We start from the raw sequence: 19,437 nt of genomic DNA on the forward strand, positions 1-19,437 counted from the left end.
GCCGGCGGCAGCCCGGGGCCGTGCGGCTACGGTGACGGAATGAGCAGCGCCGAGCCCACGATCGACCAGGTGACCCGCAACGACCGACTCGCGCCCGCGGAGATCGCCGACGTGCTGGCCCTGGCCCGTTCGGCGGGCGACACGGACGGCTCGGATCCGCTCGACGAACACGTCCTGCTCCGGCTGCGCGACCCGGCCGCCGCGGCCGTGCACCTGACCGCGCGGGCCGACGACGGGACGCTGACCGGGTACGCCCACCTGGACACCACCGACCCGGCCGACGGGATCGGCGTGGAGCTTGTGGTGCACCCCGCGTACCGGCGGCGTGGCACCGGCCGAGCGCTGGCCCGCGGAGTGCTGGCCTCGGCCACCGGTCCGCTGCGGGCCTGGGCGCACGGCGACCACCCGTCGGCCGCCGCACTCGCGGTCGACCTGGGCTTCACCCGGGCCCGGGTGCTCTGGCAGCTGCGCCGGTCGCTGACCGCCCCGCTGGGCGAACCCCGGCTGCCCGACGGCGTGACGCTACGCGCGTTCCAGCCGGGTACGGACGATGCGGCCTGGCTCGCGGTGAACGCCCGGGCCTTCGCCGACCACCCCGAGCAGGGTCGGTGGACCGCCGACGACCTGCGGGTACGGCTGGCCGAGCCGTGGTTCGACCCGGCCGGCTTCCTGCTCGCGGTGGAGGACTCCACCGGGCGGCTGCTCGGCTTCCACTGGACCAAGGTGCACGAGCGCCCGGGCTCGGCCCGGATCGGCGAGGTCTACGTGCTGGGAGTGGATCCGACGGTGCACCGCGGCGGGCTGGGCCGCGCGCTGAGCACCGCGGGGCTGGCATACCTGCGGGACCGGCGCGGCCTGGACCGGGTGATGCTCTACGTCGACGAGACGAACGGCGGCGCGATGGCCCTCTACGAGCGGCTCGGCTTTCTGCGTTGGTCGGCGCACGTCAACTATCAGCTGGGCTGACCCCCGCCGCGAGCCGCGCACCCGCCCGGCGTGCGCGATGACGCCGGAGCACGACCGGTCACCGACAGATAACAGGGGCGCCTCGGCGCGGTAACACCGTACCGGAAATATACGGATACTTCCGACACGGGCACGCGAGTTCACTTAACGGACAACTCACCCTCAGCGAGCGGTCATCACCAGGGCCGCACGTGTTCACCTTCCGTTCATTTATGACCGGCGCTCCGGCTACCTGGCCCTCCTAACTTGTGGAATCAGCCGGTCACTGCCGGTCCCCGGGCCCCGATCGGGGCGCCAGGTCAGACGTGAAGGGAAACCCCTCAGGTGAAGCTCCAGCGGCTCGGCGCGATTGCCTCGCTCGCTCTTACCGCGACGCTCGCTCTCAGCGCATGCGGCTCGGACAACAACGAGCCCGCCACCGGTGCCAGCGCCTCCGGCTCGGCGTCCGCGGTCGACTGCGCCACCGGCACGCTGAACGCCCAGGGCTCGTCCGCCCAGAAGAACGCCATGGACGAGTGGATCAAGGCGTACCAGCAGAAGTGCTCCGGCGCCAAGATTAACTACGAGCCCTCCGGCTCCGGCGCCGGCATCCAGGCGTTCATCGCCGGCACCGCCGACTTCGCCGGCTCCGACTCGGCGCTGAAGCCCGAGGAGCAGCCGCAGGCTGACGCCAAGTGCCCCAGCGGCGCGGCCATCCACCTGCCGATGGTGATCGGCCCGGTGGCCATCGCCTACAACCTCGACGGCGTGGACAACCTCCAGCTCAAGCCGGCCACCCTGGCGAAGATCTTCGCCGGCAAGGTGACCAAGTGGGACGACGCGGCGATCAAGGCCGACAACCCCGACGCCAAGCTGCCGTCGACCGCGATCAACGCCGTGCACCGCTCGGACTCCTCCGGCACCACGGACAACTTCACCAACTACCTGACCAAGACCGCTGAGGCCGACTGGACCTTCGGCAAGGCCAAGGAATGGAAGGCCCCGGGTGGTACCGGTGCCGCCAAGTCCGACGGTGTGGCCAGCGCCATCAAGGGTCAGGCCGGCACCATCGGCTACGTCGAGTGGTCGTACGCCGAGAACGGTGGCCTGAAGATGGCCAAGGTCGGCAACGGTGCGGGTGAGTTCGCCGCGCTGACCGCCGAGTCCGCCGGTAAGACCATCGCCGGTGCCAAGGTCGAGGGCCAGGGCGACGACCTGAAGATGTCGATCGACTACAACACCAAGGAGGCCGGGGCCTACCCGATCGTCCTGGTGACCTACGAGATCGTCTGCGGCAAGGGTCTCGCCGCCGACAAGCTGCCGCTGGTGAAGGGCTTCCTGACCCACGCCGCCAGCACCGAGGGCCAGGCTGCCCTGACCGAGCTGGGCTACGCCCCGCTGCCGGAGACCGTCCGCACCAAGGTCGAGGCCGCGGTCAAGAACATCTCCTGACCCGAACACACCACTCCGCAATCGAATCGAGCGAGCAGATGGGTGAAAACCCCCACCGCTCGGCCGACGCCGGCACCGGCGGGACCCGCGTGACCCAGAGTCACGAGTGGCCCGCCGGTGCCTCGGCGCGTGTGGCCGAGGCACCAGTCAGCACCCGCACCCCGGGCGGCACCGGGCTGGGCGGCGGCGGCGCGCTGCCCCGATCCCGCAAGTTCGGCGCCGAGCGAGCCTTCCGCGGTCTCACCCTGGCCGCCGGCACCGCCGTCCTGGTCATCATCGCGGCGATCGCGGTCTTCCTGATCGCCAAGGCGACACCGGCCCTGCGCGCCAACACCGAGAACTTCTGGACCTTCGAGGGGTGGTTCCCCAACGACGCCGAGCCGAAGTTCGGCATCGGCGCGCTCGCCTTCGGCACCGTGCTCACCGCGGCCCTGGCGCTGGTGGTGGCGGTGCCGGTCGCCCTGGGCATCGCGCTCTACCTCTCCCACTACGCGCCGCGCCGGGTGGGCACCACGCTCGGCTTCCTGATCGACCTGCTCGCCGCGGTGCCCAGCGTGGTCTTCGGTCTGTGGGGCCGGGAGGTCTTCCTGAAGCCGGTACAGGACCTCTCCGTCTGGTTGAACAAGTACTTCAGCTGGATCCCGATCTTCGGGGGCGACGGGCCGTTCGGGAAGTCGATCCTGCTCGGCTCGCTGGTTCTGGCGATCATGGTGCTGCCGATCATCACCTCGCTCTCCCGCGAGGTGTTCCTGCAGACCCCGACCGCCAACGAGGAGGCCGCCCTCGCCCTCGGCGCCACCCGGTGGGAGACGATCCGCACCGCGGTGCTGCCCTACGGCCGGCCCGGCATCATCGCCGCGGTCATGCTCGGCCTGGGCCGGGCGCTCGGCGAGACCATCGCGCTGGCGATGACCCTCGGCATCACCTTCGGCATCTCGTTCAACCTGATCGAGAACGGCGGCAACAGCATCGCCGCGAACATCGCCAACACGTTCGGCGAGGCGAACGAGACCGGACGGGGCGCGCTGATCGCCTCCGGCCTGGTGCTCTTCGCGATCACGCTGATCGTCAACATCACCGCGCGCGTGATCATCTACCGCCGCCGGGAGTTCACGGAGTCGGCCGCATGAGCACCAGCCTCACCACCCACCGTCCCCGCCCGGCCGCCCAGCCCGCCACGCTGCGGGCGAAGCGGCTGCCCCGGTACGCCGCGCCGGTCATCGCACTGGCGGCCGTGCTGGTCGCCGCCGCCGTGGTGTACGGCGCCGGCATCGGCGGCCCGGCGCTCGTCGTGGTGCTCGGCGCGCTGTTCTACCTGGCCGGGCTCTTCGCCGCGGCGAACGCGGTCGAGGGGCGCCGCTCGGCCCGTAACCGCACCTGGAGCGCGCTGATCCACTCGGCGTTCGTGCTGGCCGTGCTGCCGCTCGCCTCGGTGGTGTGGACGCTGGTCAGCAACGGCGTCGAACGGCTGGACGGCAACTTCTTCCTCACCTCGATGAACAACATCGGGGCCCGCGACCCGAACGGCGGCGCCTACCACGCAATCGTGGGCACGCTGGAGCAGGTCGGCATCGCCGCCCTGATCACCGTCCCGCTGGGCATCCTCTGCGCCATCTACGTGGTCGAGTACGGCCGGGGCAAGTTCGCCTTCGCGATCCGGTTCTTCGTCGACGTGATGACCGGCATCCCGTCGATCGTCTCGGGTCTCTTCGTCCTGGCGTTCTGGGTGCTGATCGTGTCGCCGTGGTTCAACGACGGCCGGCCGAGCTTCTCCGGCTTCGCCGCGGCGCTCGCGCTCAGCGTGCTGATGCTGCCCACCGTGGTCCGCTCCACCGAGGAGATGCTGCGCCTCGTCCCGGCGCCGCTGCGCGAGGGCGCGTACGCCCTCGGCGTGCCGAAGTGGAAGACGATCGTGCGGATCGTGCTGCCGACCGCGCTGCCGGGCATCGTGACCGGCGTCATGCTCTCCATCGCCCGCGCCGCGGGCGAGACGGCGCCGGTGCTGCTCGTCGCCGGCGGCGGCGCCGGGATCAACTTCAACGCGTTCGAGAACAACCAGTCGTCGCTGGCGCTCTTCGTCTACCAGCAGGCCGGCGACGCCTCCCGGTACGCGCCCGCGCGGGCGTGGACCGCCGCCCTCACCCTGGTCGCCCTCGTGCTGATCCTGACGATCGCGGCGAAGCTGCTGGCCCGTCGCAACCGGCTCGGCCGATGAACCCCGGAGGTACCACCACCATGGCCAAGCGCATCGAAGCCTCGAACGTCACCGCCTACTACGGCGGCTTCAAGGCGATCGAGAACATCAGCCTGACCGTCGAGCCCAAGACGGTGACCGCCCTGATCGGCCCGTCCGGCTGCGGCAAGTCCACCTTCCTCCGCTCGATCAACCGGATGCACGAGGTGCTCCCCGGTGCCCGGGTCGAGGGCAGCCTCACCATCGACGACCAGGACATCTACGACCGCGACGTGGACGTCACCGCGGTCCGGCGCATGATCGGCATGGTCTTCCAGCGGCCGAACCCGTTCCCCACCATGAGCATCTACGAGAACGTGGTGGCCGGGCTGCGGCTCAACGGCGTACGGAAGAAGTCGATCCTGGACGAGGCCGCGGAGAAGGCGCTCCGCTCGGCGAACCTCTGGGACGAGGTCAAGGACCGGCTCGGCAAGCCCGGCGCCGGCCTCTCCGGCGGTCAGCAGCAGCGGCTCTGCATCGCCCGGACGATCGCGGTCGAGCCGCAGGTCGTGCTGATGGACGAGCCCTGCTCGGCGCTCGACCCGATCTCCACGCTGGCCATCGAGGACCTGATGTTCCAGCTCAAGGACAAGTTCACGATCATCATCGTCACGCACAACATGCAGCAGGCCGCCCGCGTCTCGGACCGCACGGCGTTCTTCTCGATCGAGAAGACCGGAGACCCGGGCCGGCTGATCGAGTACGACAACACCCAGCGGATCTTCAGCAACCCGAGCGTGAAGAAGACCGAGGACTACATCACCGGCCGCTTCGGCTGAGCCGTCCCCGGCACGCGTTCCACGGCAGAGTGGCCATTCAAAGGGGGATGGCCACTCTCTCCGTCTCCGGGCCGGTGTCGGCCGGCGGGTCCGGCCGGCGTCGGAGCGACGGGGGTCAGGGCAGCAGGAAGCGCGGCTCGCCGTCCGGGGAGAGCTCCAGGCGCGGGGTGACCGGGGTGGCCGCGTCCCGGGTCGCCGCCGCGCGCACCACGCCGGCCAGGTCACCGGCGGCCGCCACCTCGGCCAGGGTGACCAGGGTCGGTGGCAGCATCGTCAGCTCGCCCGCCTCGGCCCGGTCCCGGGCCTGCGCCGGGCGGATCCAGAGTGCGTGGTCGGCCTCGCCGGACACGTTGCGGGTCCGCTGCCCCTCGGGCAGCAGAGCGACGAAGAAGTACGTGTCGAACCGGCGCGGCTCGAACTCCGGGGTGATCCACCGGCTCCACGGCAGCAGCAGGTCGGAGCGGAGGGTGAGCCCGCGAGCGGCGAGCAGGTCGGCGAAGCCGCCCCGGTGCTGCTCCAGCGCGACCCGGGCGGCCTCCCAGTCGTCCCCGCTCACGTCGCCGACCACGCTCGCCGCGTCGGCGCCGGCGAGCAGCACCCCGGCCTCCTCGAAGACCTCCCGCCCGGCGGCGCAGACCACCGCCTGCGCGGCGTCCGGCGCGAGCCCGAGCCGGCCGCCCCAGTCCGCCGGGGTCGGGCCGGCCCAGCCGAGGTGCGCCTGGGAATCCGACCGATCCACCCCGCCGCCCGGAAAGGCGTACATTCCGCCGAAGGCCATCGCGGCGACCCGGCGGATCAGGTACACCTCGAAGTCGTCGCCGGCCGGGCGGAGCAGCAGCACCGTCGCCGCCACCCGGGGCACGGCCGGCACGCCGCCCTCGGCCCGGAACCGCCGGGCGTGCTCCACCAGGGCCGGCGGCGCGGCGAAGCCGTCGCGGTCGATCGTCATGTCGCGAGCCTAGTTCCCGATGGTGGATCATCCGATCGGCCGCCCGTCGCTCTTCGCTAGCGTTGCGGCATGACTCGTTGGGGAATCCTGGCCACCGGCCACATCGCCGGTCGGTTCGCCGAAGACCTCCGGCACGTACCGGGAGCCGAGCTGGTCGCGGTCGGTTCCCGGACCGCGGAGAGCGCGAAGCTCTTCGCCGACCGGCACGGCGCCCCACGGGCGTACGGCTCCTGGGCGGAGCTGGCCGCGGACCCGGAGCTGGACGCGGTGTACGTGGCGACGCCGCACGCCGCCCACCACGAGGCCGCCATGACGCTGCTGGCCGCCGGACGAGCGGTGCTGCTGGAGAAGCCGTTCACCCTCGACCTGGCGACCAGCGCCGAGCTGGTCGAGACCGCCCGTGCCGCCGGGGTCTTCCTCATGGAGGCCATGTGGATGCGATGTAACCCGATGATCCTGCGGGTGGTCGAGCTGATCGCAGACGGGGCGATCGGCACGGTGACCGCCGTGCAGGCCGACTTCGGGGTGGCCGGGCCGTTCCCACCCGAGCATCGGATGCGGGCCCGGGTGCTGGGCGGTGGCGCCCTGCTCGACCTGGGCGTCTATCCGCTGAGCCTGGCGCACCTGCTGCTCGGGGTGCCCCAGCACGTCCGGTCCTGGGCGAAGCTGAGCCCGGAGGGGGTGGACGAGAACACCGGCGTCGTCCTCGGCTACGACTCGGGTGCGGTCGCCACCCTGAGCTGCGGCATCGTGGGCGCCAGCCCGCTGGTCGCCTCGATCACCGGCACCGCCGGCCGGATCGAGCTGCCGTCGCCGTTCTTCCGGCCGGCCTCGCTGACCCTGCACCGCGCCGGCGCCGAGCCGGAGACGATCGCCGCCGACCTGACCGGGGGCGGCTACCAGTACGAGGCGATCGAGGTGCAGCGCTGTCTGGCGGCGGGGCTGACCGAGAGCCCGCTGGTGCCGCACGCCACCACCCTCGAGGTGATGGCCCTGCTCGACACCATCCGCGGCCAGATCGGCGTGGACTACGCGTGACAGCGGTCAGCCGCCGCCGATCCGGCGGCGGCTGGACGTGCCACGGGCCCCCGGCCGCCGTTCGAGCGGCGGCCAGGGGCCCGGTGTCGTTGGCGGTCAGCCGAAGAGCGGGCGGACCAGCAGGTAGGTGAGGCAGGCGATCAGCGCGGCCGCCGGGAACGTGATGATCCAGGCGAGCACGATGTTGCCGGCGACGTTCCAGCGCACGGCGGAGAGCCGCTTGGTCGCGCCCACACCCATGATCGCCGAGGTGATCGTGTGGGTGGTGGAGATCGGCGCCTTCAGCACCAGAGCGTTGAAGTAGAGCACCGCGCTGGCCACCGTCTCGGCGGCGAAGCCCTCCGGCGGGCCCAGGTCGATGATCTTCCGACCCAGGGTCCGGATGATCCGCCAGCCGCCGGCGTACGTGCCGAGCGCCAGCATGGTCGCCGAGGTCCAGAAGACCCAGCCCGGGATGTGCGTCTTGTCGTCCTGGAAGCCACCGGTGTAGAGGGCGAGGACCACGATGCCCATGGTCTTCGCCGCGTCCTGCATGCCGTGGCCGACCGACATGGCCGCCGCCGAGGCGGTCTGCGCCCAGCGGAAGCCCCGGTTGAGCCGGCCCGGCTGCCCCTTCCGGAACAGCCAGAGGATGGCCAGCATCACCACGTAGCCGAGAGTGAGGCCGACGATCGGCGAGAGCACCATCGGCAGGAGGACCTTCTCCCCGATGTTGACCCACTGCACGATGCCGCCGGTGGAGAGCAGGGTCGCGCCGACCAGGCCGCCGAAGAGCGCGTGCGAGGAGGACGACGGCAGGCCGAAGTACCAGGTGATCAGGTTCCAGGCGATCGCCCCGAGCACGCCGGCGAAGACCACCCCCAGGCTGGACACCCCGGTGGGCAGGGACACCAGGCCGTCGCCGACCGTCTTGGCCACCCCGGCGCCGAAGTGGGCGCCGACGAAGTTGCCGACCGCGGCCAGCAGCAGGGCGATCCTGGGCGTCAACGCGCGGGTCGAGACACTTGTCGCGATCGCGTTGGCGGCGTCGTGGAAGCCGTTGGTGTAGTCGAACGCCAGGGCCACCGCGATCACCGCCAGCACGGCGATGAGTTCGGGTGTCACAGGATCAGGACTCCTTGACCGCGATGGTCTCGACGGTGTTGGCCACGTGCTCGAAGGCGTCGCAGGCGGCCTCAAGCTCGTCGGCGACCTCCTTCATCTTGAGCACGGTCAACGCGTCGTACTCGCCGGAGAAGAGTCGGACCAGCAGCATCCGGTACGCCTGGTCGCCTTCGTTCTCCAGCCGGTTGCACTCGATCCAGTAGTCCTCGAGATCCTTCATCGACTTGAGCCGGGGCATCGCCTCGGCGGTCAGCTTCGCCTGCTGGTCGAGCACGTTGACCAGCTCGTGCATCTCCCGGGGCAGCGACGGCAGCTTGGTCAGGCCGTAGAGGTAGAGCAGGTTGCCGACCGCCTCCAGGTGATCCATCACGTCGTCGAGCAGCGAGCCGAGCCGGTAGATGTCCTCCCGGTCGAACGGCGTGATGAAGGTCGAGTTGATCTTCTTGTACAGCTCGTGGGTGATTTGGTCGCTGTCGTGCTCCACCTCGGTGAGCCGCTCGCTCACCGACTGCACCTCGACGCCCGGCAGGGACAGCTCGTTGAGCAGCTCGGTGCCCCGGACCAGGTTCTGTGCGGCCCTGGTGAAGAGCTCGTAGAAGGCGCCCTCGGTGGGGCGGAAGGAAAACTTCACTGCACGGACCTCGTCGTGTCGGTGGAAGGGTGGCGGAGCCCGCGCGAGCGCCCGCCCTGGGAATGCTAGGGAACGCTGATGGCGGGCATTCGGCGGCCCACCCCTGGTAGGGCCGCATTCACCGCTCGTTCACCTGCCGTTCACCTCGGTCGTCCCTTCCGCCTCCGCTCCCCCAGGCCGCAGCCGCTCGCGCTCCCGCTCCAGGTCGAAACCGGCTGGCGGATACCCCAGGTCGAGAGTGTCGAACGTCTCCCGGAGCAGGTGCGCCACCGCCCAGTCCCGGTACCACTTCCGGTCGGCCGGCACCACGAACCAGGGCGCGGAGTCCGGGCCGCAGCGGCTCAGCGCGTCGGCGTACGCGGCCTGGTAGTCGTCCCACCGGGCCCGCGCGTCGACGTCCGAGGGGTTGTACTTCCAGTGCTTGCGCGGGTCGTCGAGCCGTGCCAGCAGGCGCGCGCCCTGCTCGGCGTAGGAGATGTGCAGCATCACCTTGATCAGGGTCACCCCTGCGTCGGTCAGCTCCCGCTCGAAGGTGTTTATCTCGTCGTACCTGGCCCGCCAGACGGCCGCCGGCACCAGCGACCCGACCCGGGCCGCCAGCACGTCCTCGTAGTGCGAGCGGTTGAAGACGCCCACGTACCCGGGCGGCGGCAACGCCCGCCGGATCCGCCACAGAAAATCGTGCCGCAACTCCTCCGGCGTGGGCGGGCCGAAGGAGCGGATGTGCAGGCCGAGCGGGTTCATCGCGCCGGCGACCCGCTTGATCGTGCCGTCCTTGCCGCCGCTGTCCACCGCCTGGAGCACGAGCAGCACCCGGGGCGGCGCGGAGCCGGCCGGATCGGGCGCGGACTCCGCGGCCTTGGCGGTGGCGTAGAGCATCTCCTGCTGGCGGCCGAGCCCGGCACCGAGCAGCTCGACCTGCTCCCGGGCCCAGCCCTTGCGGTGCTCGCCGGTCACCGCCGCGTCGGGCAGCCCCGGCGTGGACCGCGGGTCGATCGAGCCGAGGTGGACCGGCGCGGTCACCCGCAGCAGCTCCCGCACCGGCCCGCCGACCGGCGGCACGACCACTCTCTCCCGAGGTGCGCTCATCCCCGGATCATCACCCACCCGCCCCGGATCCGCCCGTCGAGCGGCCTCTCCCAGCCCGGCCGTTCCGTCCGCCGAGCGGAGCTCTCGTGGCCCGGCTGTCACGTTCGGGGCGGCGGCGGTGTCCCATGGGCGGGAGGATGTGCGCCGGGGCGCGGCGGCGGGAGGGGCACGTGGTGCGGGATCTGGCGACGGAGTTCGAGGCCGAGCGTGGGCGGCTGCTGGCGGTGGCCCACCGGATGCTGGGCAGCCGCAGCGAGGCCGAGGACGCCGTGCAGGAGACCTGGCTGCGCTACGCCAACGCGCTCGCCGACCCGGCCGCCCGCGCCGAGATCCGCGAGCTGTCCGCCTGGCTGACCACCACCTGTGCCCGGATCTGCCTGGACGTGCTCCGCTCCGCCCGGGTACGCCGGGAGGCGTACGTCGGCCAGTGGCTGCCGGAGCCGGTGGTGACCCCGGTGGAGTCCGCCGGCCGGGGCGACGGTTTCGCCCCCGATCCGGCCGAACGGGCGGTCCGTACCGACCAGCTCGGCACCGCCCTGCTGGTGGTGCTGGAGCGGCTCGCGCCGGAGCAGCGGGTCGCCTTCGTCCTGCACGACGTGTTCGCGGTGCCGTTCGCCCGGATCGCCGAGGCGCTCGGCACCAGCGAGGTCGCCGCCCGGCAGCTCGCCTCCCGGGCCCGCCGCGCGGTCAGCGCGCCGGACCTGCCCCGGCACACCGCCGACCCGGCCGAGCAGCGGCGGGTGGTCGCCGCGTTCGTCGCCGCCGCCGAGTCCGGCGAGCTGGACCGGTTGCTGCACCTGCTCGCCCCGGACGTGGTCCTCATCGGCGACAGCGGTGGGCACTTCCCCACGGCCCGCCGCCCGGTCGTCGGCGCGGACGCGGTCGGCCGCTTCACCGTCGGACTCTTCGGCCGGGCCGGCCGCTACCACCAGCAGCTGCTGGCGCGGCCGGTGCTGATCGACGGCGTGTTCGGCCTCCAGCTCGAGACGGTGCACACCGACGGCCGGCCGATCCGGCTGGTCACCGCGTTCGCGGTGCACGACGGCCGGATCACCGCGATCTTCAACCAGCTCAACCCGGAGAAGCTCACCGACCTGCCGCCGCTCGACCCGGCCGAGGCGCAGGTGTGGCCGCCCCGCTGGTGAGCCGGAGGCCCGCTCAGACCACCAGGGCCAGCCACTTCCGGTAGGAGGTGGCGAACGGCTCGGTGCCGTCGCCGAGCGCGTCGAAGAGCCACCGGGCCGCCGCCTCCGCCTCGACCACCAGCTCCTCCGGGTAGCCGAACCGGACCCGGTGCTCGGCGAACTCGTCCTCGTCACGCAGCTCGACCGCGCCCGTGGCCCGGCGGCGGACCACGTCCAGGTCGAGGTCGAAGAGGTGGACGGTGTCGTCGGATTCCCACCGGGCCGGGCTGGCGATGTCGCAGTAGACCTCGCTGGTCCGCGGCGGCGGGTTGAACATGCCGGTCCACCAGGCGGAATGCGGGACCAGGAGGACGAACGGGATCTGCTCCACCGACGGTCGACCGTGGTAGACCGACTTGGTGCCGGCGGGTACGCCGAGCCAGACGCCGAGGTCGTCCTCGGCGAGCCGACGGGCCGGGTAGTCGCGGTGGGCGCTGCCGTCGTACTTGCGGTAGATCACGCGGACCACGTCGCTCGGCATGAGTCGCACCCTAACCGATCCCACCCACTCGTCGTAGCGCCGCCGTAACCGGACGGGCAGGCTGGAATTCCGCACCGGGCGCACGCCACGCGGCGGAGCGGCGCGGCCGGTGTCGGCGGCGACGGGTACCGTCGCACGGTGACTCCGCCCCGCGCCGCCACCGGATCCAGCACCCCGTCGGCCCGCTCCGGCCGGCGCCGGGGCGCCCGGTCGAGCGGCGCGGAACTGCTCGCGGCCGCCGTGGGCGCGGTGCCGGGCGGCGCCGCCCGCCCCGGCCAGCAGGAGATGGCGACGGCGATCGAGGAATGCGTGTCGTCCCGCGAGCACCTGCTGGTCCAGGCCGGCACGGGCACCGGCAAGTCGCTGGCCTACCTCGCCCCGGCGCTGACCGTCGACGGGCCGGTGGTGGTCTCCACCGCCACCCTGGCCCTGCAGTCCCAGCTGGTCGAGCACGATCTGCCCCGGCTCGCCGACGCGGTCGAGCCGCTGCTGGGCCGCCGGCCCACCTACGCCGTGCTCAAGGGTCGGCACCACTACCTGTGCCTGGCCCGGCTGGACAACTCGACCGAGGAGGAGCCGGAGGACACGCTCTTCGACGCGCCCGCGGCCCGCCCGGCCGCCGGCAAGTGGCTCGGTGAGGCGGGCCGGCTCGGCAAGCAGGTCGAGCGGTTGCGCGACTGGGCGTCCGAGACCGAGACCGGCGACCGGGACGAGCTGGACCCGGGCGTCGACGACCAGGCCTGGCGGCTGGTCTCGATGCCGGCCCGGGAGTGTGTCGGCGCGGGGCGCTGCCCGTTCGGCGCCGAGTGCTTCGCCGAGGCGTCCCGGGCCCGGGCCCGCGAGGCCGACATCGTGGTGACCAACCACAGCCTGCTCGCGGTCGACATGCTGGCCGGGCGGCAGATCGTCCCGCCGCACAAGCTGCTCATCGTCGACGAGGCGCACGAACTCGCCGACCGGGTCTCCTCGGCGGCCCAGGCCGAGCTGGTGCCGGAGCTGATCGACCGGTCCACCCGCCGGGCCCGGCCGCTGCTGCGACCGGAGACCGCCGACGCGCTCACCGCCGCCGGCGACGCCCTCGCCGTCGGCCTGGCGGAGGCGCCGGCCGGGCGGATCACCGCCGGGCTGCCCGCGCCGCTGCGCGAGGCGTGCACCCTGCTCGACGCGGCCACCCGCGCCGCGCTCGACGGGATCGGCGACATCAAGGCGGACGACCCCGATCCGGTACGCAAGCAGCAGGCCAAGGCGGTGCTCGACGAGCTCTCCACCACGGCGCAGCGGTTGCTCGAGGAGAGCGAGCACGACGTGGCATGGGTGGAGAAGCCCGACAACGGCTCCCGTCGGGCGCTGGTGGTGGCGCCACTCTCGGTCGCCGGGACCCTCGCCACCCACCTCTACGACGAGCGCACCGTGGTGGCCACCTCCGCCACCCTGACCCTGGGCGGCCGGTTCGACACGGTGGCCCGGGCGCTCGGGCTGGACGCCCCGACCCCGGCCCCGCCCTCGCCCGCCGCCGCCGCGCTGGCCGCCTCCACCGGCCGCCCCGGAGCGGGCACGCCGGGCGCGGGCGCGAACGGCGCGCCGACGGGCGCGAGCCGTGCCGAGCCGGGCGGACGACCGGGTGCGCTGATCCCCGCCAGCAGCGGGCCGGGCTGGCGCTCGCTCGACGTCGGCTCGCCGTTCGACTACGCCCGGCAGGGCATCCTCTACGTCGCCGCGCACCTGCCCCGCCCGAGTGTCTCCGGCCTGCCCGACGCGGCCGGCGAGGAGCTGCTCTCGCTGGTCGAAGCGCTCGGTGGGCGTACTCTCGGGCTCTTCTCCTCCCGGCGGGCCGCGCAGCAGGCGGCGGAGCTGGTCCGCGCGCGGACCGACCTGCCCGTGCTGCTCCAGGGCGAGGAGGCCCTGCCGCTGCTGGTCCGCCGGTTCCGCGAGGAGCGGTCCAGCTGCCTGTTCGGGGTGATGTCGCTCTGGCAGGGCGTCGACGTGCCGGGCGACGCCTGCCAGCTGGTGGTGATCGACCGGCTGCCCTTCCCCCGCCCCGACGAGCCGCTGGCGGCGGCCCGGTCCGCCGCGGTGGACGCCGGTGGCGGGTCGGGCTTCGCCGCGGTCAGCGTGCCGATCGCGGCGATCAGGCTCGCTCAGGGGGTGGGGCGGCTGATCCGGGCGACCGGCGACCGGGGTGTGGTCGCGGTGCTCGACTCGCGGCTGGAGACGGCCCGCGGCTACGGGCCGTTCCTGCGCCGCTCGCTGCCCCCGTTCTGGTACACCACCCGGCCCGACGTCGCCCGGGGCGCCCTGGAGCGCCTCGCCAAGGCCTGAGGCTGCCCGACGCCGGGCACGAGGCCCGGCGTCGGATCCGGGGTCGCGTCAGGGCGCCTGGGAGGCGACCACCACGGCGTCCGGCGGGGTGTCCGGCACCGTGCGGGCGGCGAGCCGGCGGACCGCCGTGTTGAGCACCGCGATCAGCGGTACGGAGACCAGCGCGCCGGTGATGCCCGCGAGCACCACGCCGGCGGCGATACCGATGATCACCGCGAGCGGGTGGATGGCCACCGCCCGACCCATGATCAGCGGCTGGAGCACGTGCCCCTCCAGCTGCTGCACACCGACCACCGCGCCGAGGATGATCAGCGCGGTCACCGGGCCGCTGTCGACCAGCGCGACCAGCACCGCCACGCCGCCGGAGAGCGCCGCGCCGACGATCGGGATGAACGCGCCGAGGAAGACCAGCGCGGCCAGCGGGAAGGCGAACGGGACGTCGAAGATGACCAGGAAGATGCCGATGCCGACCGCGTCGATGAAGGCCACCAGGACGGTCGCCCGGACGTACGCCCCGAGCGTCGCCCAGGAGGCCCGGCCGGCGTCGTCGACCTTCCACCGGGCGGCCACCGGCAGCAGCCGGACCAGGAAGCGCCAGATCCGGTTGCCGTCGCGGAGGAAGAAGAACGTCGCGAAGAGCACCAGGATGGTGCCGGTCAGCACCTCGGCCAGCGTGGCGGCCGTGCTGAGCGCCCCACTGGTGAACCGCTGGGTGTTGCCGTTGATCCAGTGCTGCGCCTCGTCGATGTAGCGGTCGAGCTGGGTGTCGGAGAGGTGCAGTGGGCCCGTCTTCAGCCAGTTCTGGATCTGCCGGACGCCCTCCGAGGACTTCTCGCTCAGCTCCGGCACCCCCTGGATGAACTCGTTCACCACCAGGGTCAACGTGCCGATCACCGCGGCCAGGCCGCCGACCAGCACCACCGCGGTCGCCAACGAGCGGGGGAAGCGGGCCCGCAGCAGCCAGCCGACCGCCGGCGCCAGCAGCGCCGAGAGCAGCAACGCGATGGCCAGCGGGATGATCACGATCTTGATGGTGCTGACGATCATCAGCAGCGCCCAGGCCACCGCGCCGACCACGATCAACCGCCAGGACCAGGCGGCGGCGATCCGCAGCGCGTGTGGCACGTCGGCGTCGTCCCGGCTGGCGGTGGAGGTGTGCATCGCCGCGGGGGCGGGGGCGCCGACCACCGTCGCCGTCGGCGGCGCCACCGGCCCCGGCGAGGTCGGTGAGGCCACTCCAGCCACCTCCGGCGGGTCTTCGGTCCGGTCCCGGCCGGACCGTACGGAGTCCCGTCCCGACTGGTACGCGCGGCCGAGCCGCTCGCGTATCCGCTCGAAGCGGCTCAAGCGCACCTCCTGGCAAGACGACCGGTCCGCCCACGGCGACAGGTCGGACAGCATACGCCGGACCGCACCACAGTAGGGCAGTTCCGCCATCCATTGCCCCCGTCACCACCTCGGTAACCACCGGCGGGCGTTGACCGGACCACACGGTAGCGTCTGCGGCGTGACCGCCCACGACAATCTCGACTCCGGCCTGCCGATCCGCATGCTGCACGACCGGGTGCTGGTCCGGATGGATGGCAGCGAGGGCGAGCGACGCTCGACCGCCGGCATCGTGATCCCGGCGACCGCGGCCGTGGGTAAGCGGTTGGCGTGGGCGACCGCCGTCGGAGTGGGTCCGAACGTCCGCTCCATCGTCTCCGGCGACCGGGTGCTCTTCGACCCGGACGACCGCTCGGAGGTCGAGCTGCACGGCCGGGGCTACGTCCTGCTCCGCGAGCGGGACGTGCACGCCGTCGCCGCCGAACGGGTCGAGAACGACTCCACCGGCCTGTACCTCTAGGTCCGCACCCCAGGCGTACCCGCCTCGCCTACGGCGAAGATTCCGCCGTTGCCGTCGCGGGCGTCGTTTGCACCGCCCCCGGCCGGGAAGCCAGCCGCACCACCGCCCTGGGGAGGGACGATGCCCGAGTGGATTAGGAAGCTGCTTTTCTGGGGCTTCATCGGATTCCTGATCTACTTCATGGCGTTCCGGCCGGACGGCGCGGCGGCGACGTTCAAGGCGATCGGCGCGGGCCTCATGGCGATGTTCCAGGGGCTCGGTGACTTCCTCACCGGCCTGATGGCCTGACCGGCCGGCCCGCACCGATCCCGCGACGCCGAGCGGCCGCGCCCGGCCGCCGCGCCGAACCGGCCGCGCACGCGGAACACCGGCGCGCCGCCCGGTCGGCGCGCCGGCTCCGCACGGCGGCGCCGCCCGGAAACCAGCGCCCTTCCTTCAGAAACGCCCCGGCCAGCCCGGGTGCGGGCCGTACCAGCCCGGCGGCGGATAACCGACCGGGTGCGCCGGCGGCGGCGCGGCGAGCACCACCGGGATCGGCACCACCGGCTCCTCCGGCGGGTCCACCGGCCGCTGCGAACCGTCCGGGAACCGCAGGTGGTAGCGGTTCCCGTCCCACACCCCGGCGGGGGCCTGCGGATCGCGACCGGCGAAGAACGACCGGTACGCGGTGATCGCGTCCAGCAACTCCCGTTCCTCCCGCGCGGTCCGCTCCCGGTCCACCGGCCGGCGGTCCAGGCCCCGCAGCGAGCCGTCGCGCAGCAGCGCCAGCCGGGTGGCGGCGAACTGGTAACCACGCATCGCCTTGACTCCGCCGTCGCCGGCCACCCGGCGCGCCCAGGCCCGCGCCGCGTGCCGGCGGCCCAGGCTGCTCAGCGCCGCCACCTCGGGCGGGCTCAGCCAGCCGGCACGGACGTAGTCCGGCAGGGTCCGCTCGGTGAGCCGCCCCTCCCAGGCGCGCAGCCAGACCGCCAGCCCGACCGTGCCGAAGAAGATCGGCACCATCACCCCGATGAAGCCGTACAGCATGATGAACGCCTGGCCGGTGGCCTGGGTCAGCGTCGGCAGCAGGTTCCAGGTGCCGTGCAGCATCATGGCCAGCAGCAGGCCGGCGATCGGGGCCAGCACCCGGACCCGGCGGTCGGCGGTACGCGCGGCGATGCCCAGCCCCACCCCGGTCATCGAGGTGAAGAGCGGATGGGCGAAGCCGAAGAGCAGGATCCGGACGATGAAGATGGCGATGACCTGCTGGGCGCCGGTCGCCGGCCCGAACTGCTCCACGCCGGTCCGGAACCCGTAGCCGCCGAGGTAGAGGATGTTCTCCACCATGGCGAAACCGACCGCGGAGAGCCCGCAGTAGACCAGGCCGTCGGTGATCCCCGACCACTCCCGGCGCCGGAAGATCAGCAGCAGGATCGGCCCGAGCGCCTTGGTCAACTCCTCGACGAACGGCGCGACGAGCACGCTGGTGAGGGCGGACGGCAGCCCCCAGTCGTCGAACCGGCGGGCGGCGAACTCGTTCACGGTGAGCGCGGCGGCGGTGGAGACGAACGCGCCCCAGGTGAAGCAGAAGACCAGGTACTTCAGCGGTTCCGGTTCGTACCGGTCGAGCCAGAGGAAGCACCCGACCAGCACCGGCACCGGCAGGATGGCGGCCACCAGGCCGATCAGCAGCGCCTGGGCGCCGAGGCTCTCGCCCAGGGTGAAGGCCATGAAGGTCGCGCAGGCGGCGATGAAGAGCACCACCGCGGCGAGCACCAGGAACCGTCGCCAGCCGAGCCGGCGCAGCGGCATCCGGGGCGCGGCACCGGGCGCGGGCGGGGCGGAAGGCGCGGTCGGCGACGGCAGGGCTCCGCCGGGCGGGGTGTCGGCCATGCGGTCAGCGTAGCCATCCCCGGCCGGCTGGTTCGGTCGCATCGGCGGCCGCTATGCTGCGGACAGGTCACGAGCGCCAGCGTCAAGCCCCGGCTTGCTGGCCGGCAACCCTCGTCGAGTTCGCGGTGGGGTGCCCCGGGTGATGACCGGGCCCGGCCCCGATTCGTGAGCCGGGCAAGCGCGGACCCCGTCCCGACGTGCACCCGGGGTCCCGGCCCCGGGAGGTTCTGCCATGTCCGTCACCCTCGTGCCCGCACTGCCCGCTCCGGCGACCGTTCCCGCCGCAGTCGGGCCGCTCGACGTGCTCGGCGTGCCCGGCGAGATCAACCTCGACTACGCGGCCACCGCGCCGTGCGCGCGTGTCGCGGCCGACGCGGTGGCCGAGCTGCTTCCCTGGTACGCCAGCGTGCACCGCGGCGCCGGCGCGCTCTCCCGTCGCTGCACGCTCGCCTACGAGCGGTCCCGGCAGACGGTGGGCGACTTCTTCGGCGCCCGCAGCGACGACCACGTGATCTTCACTCGGAACACCACCGACGCGCTCAACCTGCTCGGTCGCGCGTTGCCGCCCGGCACCACCGTGGTCACCTTCGCTGGCGAGCACCACGCGAACCTGCTGCCCTGGCCGCGCGGCTCGGTCCGGCTGCCCGTGCCGGCCGACAGTGGCGAGGCGGTCCGGGCCCTGGACGCGGCCCTCGCCGAGCTGCGGCGGGACGCCAACCCGGGGCTTCCGGTGCTGGTCGCGGTGACCGGGGCCAGCAACGTGACCGGAGAGCGCTGGCCGGTCGCCGAGCTGGCCCGGGTGGCGCGGCGGCACCGGGCCCGGATCGCGCTGGACGCCGCGCAGCTCGCCCCGCACGCCCCGGTCGACCTGCTCGAGTTGGACGTCGACTACCTGGCCGTCTCCGGCCACAAGCTCTACGCCCCGTTCGGCGCCGGTGTGCTGATCGGGCGGGCCGACTGGTTGGACGCGGCGCCGCCGTACCTCTCCGGTGGCGGCGCCACCAGCCGGGTCGGGGCGGCCACCCACGACGTGAGCTGGGCGCTCGGGCCGGCGCGGCACGAGGCGGGTACGCCCAACCTGCTCGGCGCGGTCGCCCTGGCCGCAGTCTGCGCCGCCCTCGCCGACGCCGATCGGGCCGCGCTGCACCGCCGGGAGCAGCGGCTGCTGACCCGGCTGCGGGACGGGCTCGCCGCGCTGCCGCACGTGGTGGAGCTGCGCACCTTCGGCCCGGACGCGCCACGGGTCGGCATCGTCTCGTTCGTGGTCGCCGGCCGGGATTCCGCCGAGGTCGCCGCCGAGCTGGCCCGGGGGCACGCGATCGGGGTGCGCGACGGGCTCTTCTGCGCCCACCCGCTTGCCCGGCGGCTGCTGACCGAGGCGGCGGCCCGTACCGGCCGCCGGGATCTGCCGCCGACCGCGCTGCGGGCCAGCATCGGCCTGGGCAGCACGACGGCGGACGTCGACCGGCTCCTGGCGGCGCTGGCAACTCTCGGTTGACCCCGGCGGACGCGCCC

At 73.0% G+C, this 19,437-nt stretch carries 18 protein-coding genes and 1 riboswitch; of the genes, 11 read left to right on the top strand and 7 right to left on the bottom strand.

Annotated features, from left to right (window positions below; all coding sequences use genetic code 11):
* Positions 1–39: 39 nt before the first annotated feature.
* The 5 genes from mshD to pstB all read left to right on the top strand — a co-directional run bounded on the left by mshD (position 40) and on the right by pstB (position 5,409).
* Positions 40–966, top strand: coding sequence for a mycothiol synthase (gene mshD, locus ACIBBA_RS02065; RefSeq protein ID WP_396692865.1), 927 nt, complete (start codon positions 40–42; stop codon positions 964–966).
* Positions 967–1,290: 324 nt separating this feature from the next.
* The gene (gene pstS / locus ACIBBA_RS02070; protein ID WP_350873392.1) at positions 1,291–2,397 is read left to right on the top strand and encodes a phosphate ABC transporter substrate-binding protein PstS; all 1,107 of its coding nucleotides are present in this window, start codon (positions 1,291–1,293) and stop codon (positions 2,395–2,397) included.
* A 38-nt stretch (positions 2,398–2,435) separates the two neighbouring features.
* Entirely contained in the window at positions 2,436–3,527 is a 1,092-nt protein-coding gene (pstC, locus tag ACIBBA_RS02075; protein WP_350873393.1) for a phosphate ABC transporter permease subunit PstC, read from the top strand.
* Complete coding sequence (pstA, locus tag ACIBBA_RS02080) at positions 3,524–4,612, top strand: phosphate ABC transporter permease PstA (protein WP_396692868.1); 1,089 nt, start codon at positions 3,524–3,526, stop codon at positions 4,610–4,612. The genes pstC and pstA overlap by 4 nt, the downstream gene beginning before the upstream one ends.
* Before the next feature lie 20 nt (positions 4,613–4,632).
* Positions 4,633–5,409 carry a phosphate ABC transporter ATP-binding protein PstB gene (gene pstB, locus ACIBBA_RS02085; protein ID WP_350873395.1) on the top strand — a complete coding sequence of 259 codons (777 nt, stop codon included), beginning with the start codon at positions 4,633–4,635 and terminating at the stop codon, positions 5,407–5,409.
* 115 nt (positions 5,410–5,524) lie between these two features.
* Here pstB and ACIBBA_RS02090 read toward each other — a convergent pair whose 3' ends face one another.
* Positions 5,525–6,358, bottom strand: coding sequence for an NUDIX hydrolase (locus ACIBBA_RS02090; protein WP_396692870.1), 834 nt, complete (start codon positions 6,356–6,358; stop codon positions 5,525–5,527).
* A 69-nt stretch (positions 6,359–6,427) separates the two neighbouring features.
* On the opposite strand from ACIBBA_RS02090, the gene ACIBBA_RS02095 reads away from it, so the two are divergent.
* On the top strand, positions 6,428–7,396 hold the full coding sequence (locus ACIBBA_RS02095; protein WP_396692872.1) for a Gfo/Idh/MocA family protein: 969 nt from the start codon (positions 6,428–6,430) through the stop codon (positions 7,394–7,396).
* A gap of 96 nt (positions 7,397–7,492) precedes the next feature.
* On the opposite strand, the gene ACIBBA_RS02100 is transcribed toward ACIBBA_RS02095, so the two are convergent.
* The 3 genes from ACIBBA_RS02100 to ACIBBA_RS02110 all read right to left on the bottom strand — a co-directional run bounded on the left by ACIBBA_RS02100 (position 7,493) and on the right by ACIBBA_RS02110 (position 10,220).
* Positions 7,493–8,500 (bottom strand): inorganic phosphate transporter, encoded by a 1,008-nt coding sequence (locus ACIBBA_RS02100; protein WP_357056038.1) that lies wholly within the window; start codon positions 8,498–8,500, stop codon positions 7,493–7,495.
* A gap of 4 nt (positions 8,501–8,504) precedes the next feature.
* Entirely contained in the window at positions 8,505–9,131 is a 627-nt protein-coding gene (locus tag ACIBBA_RS02105) for a DUF47 family protein (protein ID WP_350873399.1), read from the bottom strand.
* Between the two features lie 129 nt (positions 9,132–9,260).
* Positions 9,261–10,220, bottom strand: coding sequence for a PPK2 family polyphosphate kinase (locus ACIBBA_RS02110; protein ID WP_396692875.1), 960 nt, complete (start codon positions 10,218–10,220; stop codon positions 9,261–9,263).
* Positions 10,221–10,393: 173 nt separating this feature from the next.
* Between ACIBBA_RS02110 and sigJ the strand changes: the two genes are divergently transcribed.
* Positions 10,394–11,365, top strand: coding sequence for an RNA polymerase sigma factor SigJ (gene sigJ, locus ACIBBA_RS02115; RefSeq protein WP_396693416.1), 972 nt, complete (start codon positions 10,394–10,396; stop codon positions 11,363–11,365).
* Between the two features lie 13 nt (positions 11,366–11,378).
* Here sigJ and ACIBBA_RS02120 read toward each other — a convergent pair whose 3' ends face one another.
* The gene (locus ACIBBA_RS02120) at positions 11,379–11,885 is read right to left on the bottom strand and encodes a DUF402 domain-containing protein (protein ID WP_396692877.1); all 507 of its coding nucleotides are present in this window, start codon (positions 11,883–11,885) and stop codon (positions 11,379–11,381) included.
* 138 nt (positions 11,886–12,023) lie between these two features.
* Here ACIBBA_RS02120 and ACIBBA_RS02125 point away from each other — a divergent pair, with 138 nt between their 5' ends.
* Entirely contained in the window at positions 12,024–14,204 is a 2,181-nt protein-coding gene (locus tag ACIBBA_RS02125; protein ID WP_396692879.1) for an ATP-dependent DNA helicase, read from the top strand.
* Between the two features lie 48 nt (positions 14,205–14,252).
* On the opposite strand, the gene ACIBBA_RS02130 is transcribed toward ACIBBA_RS02125, so the two are convergent.
* Positions 14,253–15,551: an AI-2E family transporter gene (locus ACIBBA_RS02130; protein WP_396692881.1), complete on the bottom strand. Its 1,299-nt coding sequence runs from the start codon at positions 15,549–15,551 to the stop codon at positions 14,253–14,255.
* Positions 15,552–15,753: 202 nt separating this feature from the next.
* On the opposite strand from ACIBBA_RS02130, the gene ACIBBA_RS02135 reads away from it, so the two are divergent.
* Positions 15,754–16,050, top strand: a complete 297-nt coding sequence (locus tag ACIBBA_RS02135) for a GroES family chaperonin (RefSeq protein WP_396693418.1) — start codon at positions 15,754–15,756, stop codon at positions 16,048–16,050.
* 120 nt (positions 16,051–16,170) lie between these two features.
* Positions 16,171–16,338, top strand: a complete 168-nt coding sequence (locus tag ACIBBA_RS02140; protein ID WP_350873406.1) for a hypothetical protein — start codon at positions 16,171–16,173, stop codon at positions 16,336–16,338.
* A 147-nt stretch (positions 16,339–16,485) separates the two neighbouring features.
* On the opposite strand, the gene ACIBBA_RS02145 is transcribed toward ACIBBA_RS02140, so the two are convergent.
* On the bottom strand, positions 16,486–17,964 hold the full coding sequence (locus tag ACIBBA_RS02145; protein WP_396692883.1) for a PrsW family intramembrane metalloprotease: 1,479 nt from the start codon (positions 17,962–17,964) through the stop codon (positions 16,486–16,488).
* A gap of 23 nt (positions 17,965–17,987) precedes the next feature.
* Positions 17,988–18,109: riboswitch (SAM riboswitch) on the top strand.
* A gap of 45 nt (positions 18,110–18,154) precedes the next feature.
* On the opposite strand from ACIBBA_RS02145, the gene ACIBBA_RS02150 reads away from it, so the two are divergent.
* A complete protein-coding gene (locus tag ACIBBA_RS02150; RefSeq protein WP_396692885.1) occupies positions 18,155–19,420 on the top strand; it encodes an aminotransferase class V-fold PLP-dependent enzyme in 1,266 nt (421 codons plus the stop codon).
* Positions 19,421–19,437 lie beyond the last annotated feature (17 nt).

Source organism: Micromonospora sp. NPDC051006 (assembly GCF_044456245.1).
Lineage (GTDB): Bacteria > Actinomycetota > Actinomycetes > Mycobacteriales > Micromonosporaceae > Micromonospora.

Excerpts from the sequence above, each read along its gene's own strand:
- mshD (WP_396692865.1), top strand. The coding sequence starts at position 40 with ATGAGCAGCGCCGAGCCCACGATCGACCAGGTGACCCGCAACGACCGA.
- pstC (WP_350873393.1), top strand. The coding sequence starts at position 2,436 with ATGGGTGAAAACCCCCACCGCTCGGCCGACGCCGGCACCGGCGGGACC.
- pstA (WP_396692868.1), top strand. The coding sequence starts at position 3,524 with ATGAGCACCAGCCTCACCACCCACCGTCCCCGCCCGGCCGCCCAGCCC.
- pstB (WP_350873395.1), top strand. The coding sequence starts at position 4,633 with ATGGCCAAGCGCATCGAAGCCTCGAACGTCACCGCCTACTACGGCGGC.
- ACIBBA_RS02090 (WP_396692870.1), bottom strand. The coding sequence starts at position 6,358 with ATGACGATCGACCGCGACGGCTTCGCCGCGCCGCCGGCCCTGGTGGAG.
- ACIBBA_RS02095 (WP_396692872.1), top strand. The coding sequence starts at position 6,428 with ATGACTCGTTGGGGAATCCTGGCCACCGGCCACATCGCCGGTCGGTTC.
- ACIBBA_RS02110 (WP_396692875.1), bottom strand. The coding sequence starts at position 10,220 with ATGAGCGCACCTCGGGAGAGAGTGGTCGTGCCGCCGGTCGGCGGGCCG.
- ACIBBA_RS02120 (WP_396692877.1), bottom strand. The coding sequence starts at position 11,885 with ATGCCGAGCGACGTGGTCCGCGTGATCTACCGCAAGTACGACGGCAGC.
- ACIBBA_RS02135 (WP_396693418.1), top strand. The coding sequence starts at position 15,754 with ATGCTGCACGACCGGGTGCTGGTCCGGATGGATGGCAGCGAGGGCGAG.
- ACIBBA_RS02140 (WP_350873406.1), top strand. The coding sequence starts at position 16,171 with ATGCCCGAGTGGATTAGGAAGCTGCTTTTCTGGGGCTTCATCGGATTC.
- ACIBBA_RS02145 (WP_396692883.1), bottom strand. The coding sequence starts at position 17,964 with ATGCGACCGAACCAGCCGGCCGGGGATGGCTACGCTGACCGCATGGCC.
- ACIBBA_RS02150 (WP_396692885.1), top strand. The coding sequence starts at position 18,155 with ATGTCCGTCACCCTCGTGCCCGCACTGCCCGCTCCGGCGACCGTTCCC.